Raw genomic sequence first — 12,299 nt, 5'->3', positions numbered from 1 at the left:
TGGGGGAGGGGGACCGCGAAGCGGTGGAGAGGGGAGTAGCTGCAGGCGTTGCGCTGACTTCCCCCTCACCCGGCTTCGCCGGGAGCTCCCCCGCTAGGGGGAGCATTCATTCAGCTCAGGCCGCTGGCCGGGTTCGGCGCGGCGAAGGCGCTAAAGCCGTAGTGCGACAGCCAGCGGACGTCCGACGACCACATGTCGCGCAGGTCCGGCATGCCGTACTTCAGCATGCCCAGGCGGTCGACGCCCATGCCGAAGGCGAAGCCCTGGTACTCGTCCGGATCGATGCCGCAGGCGCGCAGCACGTTCGGGTGAACCATGCCGCAGCCCAGGATCTCGAGCCAGCTCGTGCCCTGGCCGATCTTGATCTCGCCGCCTGAGCGGTCGCACTGGACGTCCATCTCGGCCGACGGCTCGGTGAACGGGAAGTGGTGCGGACGGAACTGGGTGGTCACCGCGTCGGTCTCGAAGAACCGCGCCAGGAAGGTCTCCAGGGTCCACTTCAGGTGGCCCATGTGAATACCCTTGTCGATCACCAGGCCCTCGACCTGGTGGAACACCGGGGTGTGGGTGGCGTCGTTGTCGCAGCGATAGGTGCGGCCCGGCGCGATGATCCGGATCGGCGGCTTTTGCGACACCATGGTCCGCACCTGCACCGGGCTGGTGTGGGTGCGGAGAAGCATGCGCTCACCATCTTCCTTCGGATTGAAGAAGAAGGTGTCGTGCATCTCACGGGCTGGGTGCTTCTCGGGGAAGTTCAGGGCCGTGAAGTTGTGGAAGTCGTCCTCGATATCCGGACCCTCGGCCACGGCGAAGCCCATCTCGGCGAAGATGGCGACCATCTCGTCCATGGTCTGCATGGTCGGGTGGACGCTGCCCTTGCGGCGGTAGGGCGCGGGCAGCGACAGATCCAGCGTCTCGCTGGCCAGGCGCGCGTCCAGTTCGGCGGCTTCCAGGGCGGCCTTCTTTTGCCCGATGGCGTCCTGGACCTTGTCGCGCAGGGCGTTGATCGCCGCGCCCTGGGTCTTGCGCTCCTCGGGGCTCATCGCGCCCAGGGTTTTCAGCAGGCCCGAGATCGAGCCGGTCTTGCCGACGGCGGCCACGCGGACGGCGTCGAGCGCTTGGAGATCCGAGGCGGCGGCCACCTGGGCCAGCACGTCGGCTTCGAGAGTGTTGAGATCGGTCATGACGGGCATCCGTCTAGAGGATTTGAAGCGGCGGTTGAACCGATAGTTGGGTTTTGTCCCATCCACCTCCCCCGTTTCACGGGTGAGGAGGAAAGCGCCGGACAGCAAAAAGCCCCCAGGCTCGCGCCTGGGGGCTTTGCAAGATCGGTTGGATCAAAGACCCAAAAAGACCTTAGGCCAGGGCGGCGCGAACCTTGTCGGCGATGGCCTTGAACGCAGCCGGGTCGTTGCCCGCGATATCGGCCAGGACCTTACGGTCCATGACGATACCCGCCACGTCCAGGCCGTGGATAAACTGCGAGTAGGTGAAGCCTTCCAAACGGGCGCCGGCGTTGATGCGCTGGATCCACAGCGAACGGAAGGCGCGCTTGCGCACCTTGCGGTCGCGGTAGGCGTACTGGCCGGCCTTGTCGACCGCGGCCTTCGCCGTACGGATGGTGTTCTTGCGGCGCCCGTAGAAGCCCTTGGCTTGCTCGAGAACCTTCTTGTGCTTGGCGTGAGCAACCACGCCACGTTTAACGCGAGCCATGTGTCAGCGCTCCTCTTACAGGCCGTAGGGCAGGTAGGTCTTGATGATCTTGGCGTCGGCCTCGCTCATCACCTTCGTGCCGCGCTGCTGGCGGATGTACTTGCCATTGTGGCCGATAAGGCGGTGGCGCTTACCAGCGACGCCGGCCTTCAGCTTGCCCGTGGCGGTCAGTTTGAAGCGCTTTTTAGCGCCCGACTTGGTCTTCAACTTCGGCATTTCGCGTCGGAGCTTGCGCCCCGTCCTCTAGAAGCATGACGAACCGCCATGGCATGCCAATGGCCAGGCGGTTCCGGAAAGGCGGCGTAGCTACAGGAAAGACTCGGCTCTGGCAAGCACTTAGGCGGCCGTCTTGGTCCGGCGGACGATGACGAGCGCGAAACCGATGGCCGGAACCATCAGGGCCGCGCCGACCCAGTAGGGACCGCCGATGGCGATCCCGAACACCGGTCCAGCCAGCAGCGGCCCGCCAATTCGGGCCAGCGATCCGGCGGCCATGTTCAGACCCAGCATCTGGCCCTGGCGATCGGGCGGGGTGGCGCGCGAGATCAGGGCCCCGACGCAGGGAAACACCAGCGACTGGCCAAACGCGGTGCACGCCACGGCCACCACGGCCAGGGCGGGCTTGGAAATGAATGGGGTGATCAGCAGCGACGTCCCGATGATCGACAGGCCCGCCGTCAGCACCCGCGCCTCGCCAAAGCGTCGGGCCAGGCGGCCGGTCAGCACGCCCTGGCCGATCGAGGCGATGACGCCGATCAAGGCGAAGCAGGCCGCCACCTGGCTGGCGGTCCAGCCAAAGCGCGTGTCGGCGTAGAGACCGAACACAGACTCCATGCCCGCGAAGGCGGCGGTCGAGATCAGGGTGACCAGCAGCACGCGCGAGAGGATCGGATGGGCGGCCGCCTGGTTCAGGGCCTCCAGCCGGTGGGTCTGCGGCGCGCCGGGTGCGGATGGCGCGCGGCTTTCCTTGACGAAGAGGATGACGCCCAGAGCGGCCGTCCCGGCCATGGCGGCGGCCAGGAACAGCGGCAACTGGTAGCCTAGGGCGCCGGCGCCTGGTCGCATGACCATCACCAGGCCCGGACCGATGACGAAGCCCGCCCCGAACGCCGCGCCCAGCAGGCCCATCCGCCCGGCGCGCTTTTCCGGCGGGGTGACGTCGGCCATGTAGCCCTGGATGGTCGAGATGTTGCCGCTGCCAAAGCCGCCAACCAGCCGAATGGCCATGGCTACCCAGATGTTCGGCGCGAAGGCCAGGGCCAGATAGGCCAGGGTGTTGGCGATGATCGTGACGATCAGCACCGGCCGCCGGCCGATGCGGTCGGACAGACGCCCCCAGAACGGCTCCCCGAAGAACTGTCCCAGGCTGTAAGCGGCGAACATCGTCGTCACCTGCCACGGCGCGGCGTCCATCGACCGAGCGTAGAACGGCAGCAGCGGAATGATCACGCCAAAGCCCACCAGGTTGATGAAGACAACCAGGAGAAGGACGGCCAGGGCGCGGTTGCTGTGGGCGGGCTCGGACATCAGGCGGCGGGATTTACGCCCGATGTCCAATCTTGGCGACCGTAAAACAAAAACGCCCCGGCCGCGGGGCCGGGGCGTTTCGGTGTCTACCCTGGGATCCGATCCTACCGAGGGGCCAGGATCATGATCATCTGCCGGCCTTCCATGCGCGGCTCGTACTCGACCTTGGCGACCTCGTCGAAGTCGGCCTTGACCTGCTGCAACAGCTTCATGCCGAGTTCCGGGTGCGCCATTTCACGACCCCGGAAGCGCAGGGTGACCTTCACCTTGTCGCCTTCCTCGAAGAAGCGGAACATCGACTTGGCCTTCACGTCATAGTCGTGCTTGTCGATGTTCGGTCGGAGCTTGATCTCCTTGAGCTCGACCACCTTTTGCCGCTTGCGCGCCTCGTTCTTCTTCTTCTGCTCCTGGAACTTGAACTTGCCGTAGTCCAGGATCTTGCAGACGGGAGGATTGGCGTTCGGAACGATTTCCACCAGGTCCAGGCCGGCTTCCTCAGCCGCTTCCATAGCGGACGCGGTCGGCATCTCGCCTTGCTTTTCGCCGTGTTGGTCGATCAGCAAGACGCGGGGGACGCGGATTTCATCGTTGATACGCGGCCCATCCTTGACGGGCGGCGTTTGCATAGGACGGCGAATAGGGCGGCTCCGAGGCTGTTGGTATGAAGAGCGGTGACTAAGAATATAGCTGAACGCATACGCGCCGCGCTGGGCGCGCCGCGAGAACCTGATATATGACGCGCCCGCTGCGCTGTATCAAGCGAAGGCGGTCAAACAGACGCTGGCGGGTCCATTTTTTTGGCCCTGTGGCTTGGCTCGGCGATCATTCGGGCCAATCGGGACGGAAACGGCGAGGCGGGGATGAGTTTTCCCTGAACCAAGACCCCTGACCGACTCATGCCCGAGCACCGCCACACCGCCCTCGAAGACATCCACGCGCTCCTGATCGGTTCCAGCTTCATCGCCGTGGGGCTGACTTTGCTGAAGGCGGCCGGCCTGGTGACGGGTGGGGTCGCGGGCGTGGCGCTGATCGTCTCCTATCTCAGCGGCTGGCCGGTCGGCGTCGTGTTCTTCGTTCTGAACCTGCCGTTCTATGTCCTGGCGCAGCGCACGCTGGGCTGGGCGTTCACCCTCAAGACCCTGGCGACGAACCTGTTGCTGGCCGCCCTGGCCTGGGGCATGCCGCACTGGCTGAAGGTCGGGGGTATCGATCCGATCTTCTCGGCCGTCTTCGGCGGCACGATCATCGGCATGGGCATTCTGGCGCTGGCCCGTCACCGGTCCAGCGTCGGCGGGGTCGGGGTCCTGGCGCTCTATCTGCAGGAGCGGCGGGGAATCAGCGCCGGCAAGGTGCAGATGGCGGCCGATTGCCTGGTGGTGGCCGCAGCGTTCTTCACGATCAGCTTCGACAAGTTGCTCTTGTCGATCGCCAGCGCGGTGGCGCTGAGCGCGGTGATCATCGCCAACCACAAGCCGGGGCGCTACGCGGGGTATTAGTGCGGCAGCAGCGCCACCGCCGCGCTGGCCACGGTGCTGACCGGCAGCGCCTTCAGGTCGGGCGAGCGGATTACCGCCACGTGGCCGCGGGGTCCGCACAGCTCCGGGTCCGAAGCGTCGGAGAAGAGGGCGATGGTCGGAGCGCCGGCGGCCGCCAGCAGGTGGGTCGGGCCGGTGTCATTGCCGACCGCCAGCGCCGCCTTGGCCCCCAGCACGGCCAATTGCGCGAAGTCGGTGCGGCCGGTCAGGTCGCGGGCGCCGCCCACGGCCTTCTGGATCTGGCGGGCCATGGCGCTTTCCTGCGGACCGCCGATGATGACGATGTCCAGGCCCTTGGCCTTCAGCAGTGAACCCAACTGGGCGTAGTTCTCGACCGGCCAGCGCTTTTCGAGGCGATGGGCCGAGCCGCCCGGGATAAACAGGACATAGGGACGCGGCGCCGCAGCGCCCGCAACCGGACGGGGCTCCTTGTGCTTGCGCAGGATCCAGGACAGGTCGGGCGGCGGCGCGCTGCCGGGCTCGGTCGGCGCGTCCGGCCAGATGCCCGCCGCGCGAAGCTGATCGGCCTGGCGCTCCAGCGTGTGCATCCGCAGCCGGGCCGACCCCTTCTGCGGCAGGGCGCAGCCAAACGCGATGCCGTTCCACTGCGGCGCAAACGGACGCAGCAGCTGGAAGTACCAGTTGGTGCGGCTGTTGGTCTGGAGGTCATAGATGCGGTCGTAGCGCGCCTTGCGGATACGCCCGATCATGGCCAGCGTCTGGCCGAAGTCCTCCGGCCGACCGTCGGTCTCGACGCTGTTGAAATAGGGGCTGAGCTTGGCCAGCGCCTCGAAGGGCGGGGTGGTCAGCAGGGTGATCTTGGCCTTGGGGTGGGCTTCGCGGATCTTGCGCATCGCGGCCAGGGCCAGGACGAAGTCGCCCAGCGCTCCCAGCTTGATGACCAGGACCTTCTTGATCTCCTTGCTCAAGACGAACGCTCCAAACCCAGTACGCGCGCATAGACCTTGAGGGTCGCTTCGCACATCGCGTCCACCGAATACAACCGCCGTGCACGTAAACGAGCGGCTTGTCCCATGGTTTGACGTGCGGAAGCGCCAATGTCGGCGGCGTTGAGCAGCGCGGCGGCCCAGGCCTCGGCGTCGCCGGGGGCGACCAGCCAGCCTGTTTCGCCCGGGACGACCGTCTCGCGGGTTGCGCCGTGGTCGGCGGCGATGACCGGCCGCCCCATCACCTGCGGTTCCACGGCTGTGCGGCCGAAAGCCTCGGGCTCCAGGGACGGGGCGATCGCCAGGTCGCTGAGCAGGTAGGCGGCCGGCATGTCGTCGCAATGGCCGACCAGCTTGACCGCGTCCTGCAGGCCAGCCTCGGCGATCGCTGTCTCCAGTTCGGCCCGATAGCCCTTACGGCCCTGGTCGTCGCCGGCCAGCAGCAGCAGAATCTTGTCCTCGCCGCGCGCCTTCAGCAGCGCCATAGCCTGCACCAGCAGGCCCTGGCCCTTCCAGCGCGTCAGACGGCCGGCCAGCAGCACCTTGAGGCGACGCTCGTCGGGCGCGACGCCCCAGGCCTTGCGCAGGGCCTCAATCCGGTCCGCGCTGACGATCCCTGGCTCGAAGCGAGAGAGATCAACGCCGCGCGGGATGGCCACCACCTTGTCAGCGGAAACGCCATGCTCGCGGATGACGTGCTCGCGCGTGTACTCGGAATTGGCGATCACCACGGCGCCCTTGGTCATCACCGCGTTGTACCAGCGCTTGAGGCCGGATTTGGCGTTGTAGACGCCGTGATAGGTGGCCACGAACGGGACCTTGGTGGCGTGGGCGGCCCACAGGGCGCTGAACGCCGGCGCGCGCGAACGGGCATGCACCAGGCTGACCTTCTCGCGCCGGATAAGGTCGATCAGCCGCGCCGCGTTGCCCAGGATCACCAGAGGGTTCTTGGATTGGGCCGGCATTTGAGCCAGGCGCCCGCCATCGGCCTCCAAGCGCGCGGCCATCCGACCGCCGCGGGTCGCGACCAGCGCCTTGCCGCCTTGCGCGACCACGGCGTGGGCGACATCAATCGTCGTCTGTTCGGCGCCGCCGGTTTCAAGTTCCGGCGTCACTTGCAGCAAGGTGAAATTGGCGGGTAGGTCGGGCACGCGAGTCTCGACGGCGATAACGGCCCGTAGTTAGCGAAAGGATCAGGGCGACGCCATGACCGAATCCCGGGGCGCCGTGACGCGCGAAGACGGATCGACCCTCGCCTGGCGGCGCGTGGACGGCGAAGGCCCTACGGTCGTATGGCTGGGCGGCTTCCATTCCGACATGACGGGAACCAAGGCCGAGGTGCTGGCCGAGCAGGCCAAGGCGACGGGCGGCAACTATCTGCGGTTCGACTATTTCGGCCATGGTGAGTCCGGCGGGGCCTTCCAGGACGGCACGATCACGAGGTGGCGCGACGACGCCTTGGCGGTGATCGACGCTCTGACCGACGGGCCGCTGGTGCTGGTCGGCTCGTCGATGGGCGGCTGGCTCTCTTGCCTCGCGGCCATCGCCCGGCCCGACCGGGTGAAGGCCATGGTGCTGATCGCGCCGGCGCCGGACTTCACCGAGAAGCTGATGGCGCCCGAACTCTCCGCCGAGGCCAAGGCGGCCATCGCCCGCGACGGCTTCTGGATCCGCCCATCGGAGTACGACGACGGCGGCTATCCGATCACGCGCGATCTGCTGGAGGACGGTGCGCGGTGGTCGATTCTGCCCGGCCCCGTGCCGATCGATGTTCCCGTCCGTATCCTGCAGGGCGGAGCCGACCCCGATGTGCCCTGGACCCACGCCCTGGAACTGGCCAACGCCCTGACCTCGGACAATGTCGTCTTCAGCCTGATCAAGGACGGCGACCACCGCCTTTCGCGCCCGCAGGACCTGGAGCGTCTGGTCGCCGCCGTGACGGAGGCCAAGGGGCTGGCCGAACCGGAAGAGGGGGATCTGGTCTCCCGCCGCCTGGCGCGCGCGGCGCGGCTGCGGAATGCCGCTGGTCTCGAAGCGACCGGCATAGCGCCGCGTCCACTGCCGATTGATGACGAATAGGCTCTAGCCGCCCGCCTTCAGGATCGCCGCCAGACCCTCGCGATAGGTCGGATATTTGGGGCGCCAGCCCAGTTCGGCCTTGGCTCGCGCGTTCGAGACACGCTTGTTCTCGGCGTAGAACCGCCGGGTGGCCGGCGACATGCCCAGTTCGTTGAACGGCAGGTCCGGCGGAACCGGAACGCCCAGCAGCCTAGCGGCGTGTTCCATCACGTCCTGGGGCGGGGCCGGCTCGTCGTCGACGAGGTTGTAGATCCCGCCTGCGCGCGGGTGATCCAGCGAAGCCAGCAGGCCCGAGACGATGTCGTCGACGTGGATGCGGCTGAAGACCTGGCCCGGCTTGACGATCCGGCGGCCTTCGCCGGCGCGCAGGCGGTCCAGCGCGCTGCGGCCCGGGCCATAGATCCCCGGCAGGCGGAAGGTGGTCACGGTCAGTCCCATGCCACGCCCGACCTGGCGCCAGTCGCGCTCGGCCCCGACCCGGCGGGCGCCTTCGACCGATTGGGCCTTGAGGGGCGAGGTCTCGAACACCCAGCGGCCGTCGAAGTCGCCGTAGACGCCGGTCGTCGACAGATAGCCGATCCAGTCCGGATAGGCCTGGGCGCGCGCCAGGGCGGGGACCAGCGATTCCAGGCCCGGGCAGCCGTCTGGGCCCGGCGGGGCGGTGACCAGAATCGCGTTCACGCCCGACAGGGCGGCCAGCATCGACTCCGGATCACGCGGGTCGGCGGGGGTGATCCCCCGGTCGCGAAGCGCTTGAGCCTGGTCAGGGTTGCGCGCGGAGGCGGCGATGTCCCAGCCGCGTTCCTGCAACGCGTCGGCGAAAGCCGCGCCCACATAGCCCATACCGAACACGAACAGACGCAAGGCCCAACTCCGCCCCAAGAACCGGGCTTCAAACCCGCCCCAAACCCCAGCGGATCAAGCCTTGGAAAAAACCCTCGACGCAACCCCTCAAAGGGCGCTTGCAAACCGCGAAGCGCTCTGCCATAAGCCGCCTCCTCGTCGCGGGGCGCTCTTCTGGGCCTCGCCGATGCGGGCGTAGCTCAGTGGTAGAGCGCCACCTTGCCAAGGTGGATGTCGAGAGTTCGAATCTCTTCGCCCGCTCCATTCTCCCGGTTTCCGGGCAGGCTGGATGAGACCATATCTCGCGAATAGCGCGGGCGTAGCTCAGTGGTAGAGCGCCACCTTGCCAAGGTGGATGTCGAGAGTTCGAATCTCTTCGCCCGCTCCATTCTCGGTTCTTCTCCGACAATTGGACCTTATCGATTTGTTCCTTCGGGACGGTCGATTCGCGTGTGGACGCAGCGCGGCCTTGGCCTAATCTTGGCCGCATGACTCAGCATCGCACTTGGCGCGCCGCCCTGGCCGGCGTCTGTCTCTCCGCCCTGGTCGCTTCATCCGCCTGGGCCGGCCCCGCCGAAACCCTCACTGGCCTGGTCGCGCGCTACGAGGCGCTGGGTAATGCGGACGGCGACCCTGACGACGGCGGCGGTGACGCGGCGCGCTGGCGTCTGCCCGATGTTTCGCCGGCCGCCGACGCCGCGAAGCTGACCAAGCTCAAGACGATCGCCGCCGACCTCTCGGCCATGGACGTGACGGGGCTCTCCGACGACGAGAAGCTGACGCGGGACCTGCTGCTGTGGGCGGTGAAGGACCGCGTCGAGGCGGGCGGCTTCGACGAGGCCCGAATGCCGTTCAGCAGCGACGGCGGCTTTGACGTGATGATGCTGTATCGCGCCAGTGGCATGCGCCTGAAGACCGAGGCCGAGGCGCGGCGCTGGATCGCTCTGCTGAACCGCATGCCAGCCTGGTACGCCGCCAACATCGCCAACGCCCGGCGCGGCGTGAGCACGGGCTTCGTCCACGCCGTCTCGACCGCCCAGGCCGTTCAGGACCGCGCCCAGCGCGCCGCCGCCACGCCGCTGGCCGACGATCCGCTGCTGGCCCCGCTGCGCGCTCTGCCCGCCAGCGTTCCTGAAGCGACCCGAGCGGCGCTGTTGGCCGAGGGCGAGAAGGCGATCAAGGACAGCGTCGCGCCCGCCCGCGCCAGCTTCGTCAAGTTCATGGCCGAAGAGTACGTGCCACGGGCAGCCAAGAGCCTCGCGGCGTCCGACCTGCCCGACGGCAAGCGCTACTATGCGTTCCTGGCGCGTCGTCACACCACCACGACCCTGACGCCCGACCAGATCCACGACATCGGCCAGGCCGAGGTGAAGCGCATCCGGGCCCGCATGGAAGAGACCATGAAGGCCGCTGGCTTCCAGGGCGACCTCCCGGCCTTCATCGCCATGTTGCGCAAGGACCCGCGTTTCTACGCCACCAGCCGCCAGCAACTGCTGGAGAAGTCCAGCGAGATCGCCAAGCGCGCCGACGACCAGCTGCCGGCCCACTTTGGCGTGCTGCCGCGTCTGCCCTACGGCGTGCGTGCTGTGCCGGCCAGCATCGAGAAGGGCTACACCACCGGCCGCTACTTCGGCGGCGACGCCAAGGTCGGCCGCGCCGGCGGCCTGATGATCAACACCTCCGAGCTGGACCAGCGGCCGCTCTACGAACTGCCCGCCCTCGTGCTGCATGAGGGCGCGCCGGGACATCACATCCAGACGTCTCTCGCGGCCGAGCAGGCCAACGTCCCCGACTTCCGCAAGAACCTCTACTTCACCGCCTTTGGTGAAGGCTGGGGTCTCTATTCTGAATGGCTGGGCGAGGAGATGGGCATCTACCGCGATCCCTACGAGCTGTTCGGCCGACTGTCCTACGAGATGTGGCGCGCCTGCCGCCTGGTGGCCGACACCGGCATGCACTGGAAGGGCTGGAGCATCGACCAGGCCCGCGCCTGCTTCACCGACAACACCGCCCTGTCGCCGACCAATATCGAGGTCGAGCTCAAGCGCTATGTCTCCTGGCCCGGCCAGGCCCTGGCCTACAAGATGGGCGAACTGAAGCTGCTGGAGCTGCGTAAGCGCGCTGAGGCCAAGTTGGGCGACAAGTTCGACGAGCGCGGTTTCCACGACGCTGTGCTCTTGCGCGGTTCTCTGCCGCTGTCCGTCCTTGAAACCCGGATCGACGTCTGGACCGCTCAGCAGCTGGCCAAGCCCACCGCGCCCACGAAGCCCAAGGGCTGATCTGATTGGCATGAGCACGCTCGCGCATGTCGGGGCGAATCGTTTTGGCGAATTCTCCCGTCGCCTAAGGGCGGCGGGCTGGATTCTATCTGCGTCTATCCCCGAATGCCCATGGGATTATCGATGCAATTAGCCAGCAAATACAAGGTCATGAAAGGCTGAGTCTCGTGCGCAATAGGAATATCTTCCTCGGCGCGGAATATATACCTATAGTGGTGTTCGCCGGTCGCGCTCGCGGCCTGGATGAGAGGACGCCATGCTGGTTCAAGCCTTTGAGGATATGTGGGCGATCTCGCCCGATCCCCGACGCGACCGCCTGACGGTCGGCTTTGTCACCCATCTCGTTTCCCTGGCCACCGGCGTGCCGGCGGCGGAGATCGCGGCGCCCAGGCGCGCGTCGCACACCGCCGTCCGCGCGCGGCAGCTCGCCATCTATCTGACGCACATCACGTTCCACTGGTCGCTCGCCCGCGTCGCTTTCGCGTTCGGCCGTGACCGCACCACCTGCGGCCATGCCTGCCGGAAGATCGAGGACCTACGCGAGAACGAGGCCTTCGATCGGCGTTTGGCCGAACTTGAGGCGTGCCTGCGCCAGGCGCCGTCCCACGCGCAGGAATTGCCGCAATGAACCCGTCTCCGGACGTACGCTTCGAGGCCGAACTTCAGGCCCGCAGACGCGCTGAACGCGCCATGCGGCTGTTGGAGCGGCCCGGCGCGGTGGTGGAGGCGTGCAATGGCGCGTACGGGGTCCGACTGGGGGCCAGTCGTCGGCGCCGCGCGATGCTGGTGCTGGATGAGGCGGCCTTTACGATGCTGGCCCGTGAAGCGACCTTGAAGCCGCGCCCGGAAGGCGGGTGGAGCATGGTCGCCCGGCCGGAAACCCACTCGCCGCCTGCAGGGCGACCCGGCGTCGTTGAGGCCGCTGTCGAGGTCGAGAACCGGATCGTTCAACGCAATCTCGGCGAGTCGCCGATCGCCTGGCTAGCGCGCCGCCGCGATAGCCGGGGAAAGCCCTGGTTGTCGGCCGTCGAGGCCGCCGCCGCCGAGCGACTGCGCGAGGATTACGAGCGGCTGGGAACGCTGGGCCGGATGACGATGCGCTGGGACGCGGCGCCGCGCGTCGACGGCGGCGCGCCTTCACTGTCTCCGGTGGAGCGAGACCACGCCACGCGCGAGCGTATCGCCAGGGCGCTGGCGGCGGTTGGACCTGGGCTCCGGGAGATTCTGGAGCGGGTCTGTCTGATGGGCTCGGCGCTGGAGGCCGCGGAGCGCTCGCTGAAACTGCCTCGCCGCTCGGGCAAGACCGTGCTGAAGCTCGCCTTGCAGGCCCTGGCGCGGCACTATCGAATGGTCTGACGTCGTCCTCGGTAAGACGT

The 12,299-nt window shown here is 67.3% G+C and carries 13 protein-coding genes and 2 tRNA genes; 7 read left to right on the top strand and 8 right to left on the bottom strand.

Annotated elements, in window-relative coordinates; all coding sequences use genetic code 11:
* Positions 1–110: 110 nt before the first annotated feature.
* The 5 genes from pheS to infC form a co-directional block, all read right to left on the bottom strand.
* A complete protein-coding gene (gene pheS / locus CSW63_RS17375; protein WP_062099734.1) occupies positions 111–1,184 on the bottom strand; it encodes a phenylalanine--tRNA ligase subunit alpha in 1,074 nt (357 codons plus the stop codon).
* A 172-nt stretch (positions 1,185–1,356) separates the two neighbouring features.
* Complete coding sequence (rplT, locus tag CSW63_RS17370; protein ID WP_010918929.1) at positions 1,357–1,713, bottom strand: 50S ribosomal protein L20; 357 nt, start codon at positions 1,711–1,713, stop codon at positions 1,357–1,359.
* 15 nt (positions 1,714–1,728) lie between these two features.
* Complete coding sequence (gene rpmI, locus CSW63_RS17365; protein ID WP_062099735.1) at positions 1,729–1,929, bottom strand: 50S ribosomal protein L35; 201 nt, start codon at positions 1,927–1,929, stop codon at positions 1,729–1,731.
* A 120-nt stretch (positions 1,930–2,049) separates the two neighbouring features.
* Positions 2,050–3,240 (bottom strand): MFS transporter, encoded by a 1,191-nt coding sequence (locus CSW63_RS17360; protein WP_099503215.1) that lies wholly within the window; start codon positions 3,238–3,240, stop codon positions 2,050–2,052.
* Between the two features lie 104 nt (positions 3,241–3,344).
* Positions 3,345–3,866, bottom strand: a complete 522-nt coding sequence (infC, locus tag CSW63_RS17355; protein WP_062100010.1) for a translation initiation factor IF-3 — start codon at positions 3,864–3,866, stop codon at positions 3,345–3,347.
* A 270-nt stretch (positions 3,867–4,136) separates the two neighbouring features.
* Between infC and CSW63_RS17350 the strand changes: the two genes are divergently transcribed.
* Complete coding sequence (locus CSW63_RS17350) at positions 4,137–4,736, top strand: YitT family protein (RefSeq protein WP_062100011.1); 600 nt, start codon at positions 4,137–4,139, stop codon at positions 4,734–4,736.
* Here CSW63_RS17350 and CSW63_RS17345 read toward each other — a convergent pair.
* Positions 4,733–5,704, bottom strand: a complete 972-nt coding sequence (locus CSW63_RS17345; protein ID WP_062100012.1) for a glycosyltransferase family 9 protein — start codon at positions 5,702–5,704, stop codon at positions 4,733–4,735. The two genes, CSW63_RS17350 and CSW63_RS17345, sit on opposite strands and share 4 nt — an antisense overlap.
* A complete protein-coding gene (locus CSW63_RS17340) occupies positions 5,701–6,873 on the bottom strand; it encodes a glycosyltransferase family 4 protein (RefSeq protein ID WP_062100013.1) in 1,173 nt (390 codons plus the stop codon). The genes CSW63_RS17345 and CSW63_RS17340 overlap by 4 nt, the downstream gene beginning before the upstream one ends.
* Before the next feature lie 55 nt (positions 6,874–6,928).
* Here CSW63_RS17340 and CSW63_RS17335 point away from each other — a divergent pair, with 55 nt between their 5' ends.
* Positions 6,929–7,801, top strand: a complete 873-nt coding sequence (locus tag CSW63_RS17335) for a carboxylesterase (protein WP_062100014.1) — start codon at positions 6,929–6,931, stop codon at positions 7,799–7,801.
* Between the two features lie 3 nt (positions 7,802–7,804).
* Here the strand turns inward: CSW63_RS17335 and CSW63_RS17330 are convergent, their stop codons facing one another.
* Positions 7,805–8,665, bottom strand: a complete 861-nt coding sequence (locus CSW63_RS17330; RefSeq protein WP_062100015.1) for an SDR family oxidoreductase — start codon at positions 8,663–8,665, stop codon at positions 7,805–7,807.
* Positions 8,666–8,833: 168 nt separating this feature from the next.
* On the opposite strand from CSW63_RS17330, the gene CSW63_RS17325 reads away from it, so the two are divergent.
* From CSW63_RS17325 to CSW63_RS17305, 5 genes are all read left to right on the top strand, one after another.
* A tRNA-Gly gene (locus CSW63_RS17325) sits at positions 8,834–8,908 on the top strand.
* Positions 8,909–8,957: 49 nt separating this feature from the next.
* Positions 8,958–9,032 (top strand) — tRNA-Gly (locus CSW63_RS17320).
* Between the two features lie 100 nt (positions 9,033–9,132).
* Positions 9,133–10,923, top strand: coding sequence for a DUF885 family protein (locus CSW63_RS17315; protein WP_062098979.1), 1,791 nt, complete (start codon positions 9,133–9,135; stop codon positions 10,921–10,923).
* Positions 10,924–11,179: 256 nt separating this feature from the next.
* The gene (locus tag CSW63_RS17310; protein WP_062098981.1) at positions 11,180–11,551 is read left to right on the top strand and encodes a helix-turn-helix domain-containing protein; all 372 of its coding nucleotides are present in this window, start codon (positions 11,180–11,182) and stop codon (positions 11,549–11,551) included.
* Entirely contained in the window at positions 11,548–12,279 is a 732-nt protein-coding gene (locus CSW63_RS17305) for a DUF6456 domain-containing protein (RefSeq protein WP_062098983.1), read from the top strand. Before CSW63_RS17310 ends, CSW63_RS17305 begins: the two co-directional genes overlap by 4 nt.
* Positions 12,280–12,299: the final 20 nt, after the last annotated feature.

Source organism: Caulobacter sp. FWC26 (assembly GCF_002742645.2).
GTDB lineage: Bacteria > Pseudomonadota > Alphaproteobacteria > Caulobacterales > Caulobacteraceae > Caulobacter.
The sequence above is the reverse complement of the archived record's forward strand: the minus strand, read 5'-3'. Positions and strand labels throughout refer to the sequence as shown.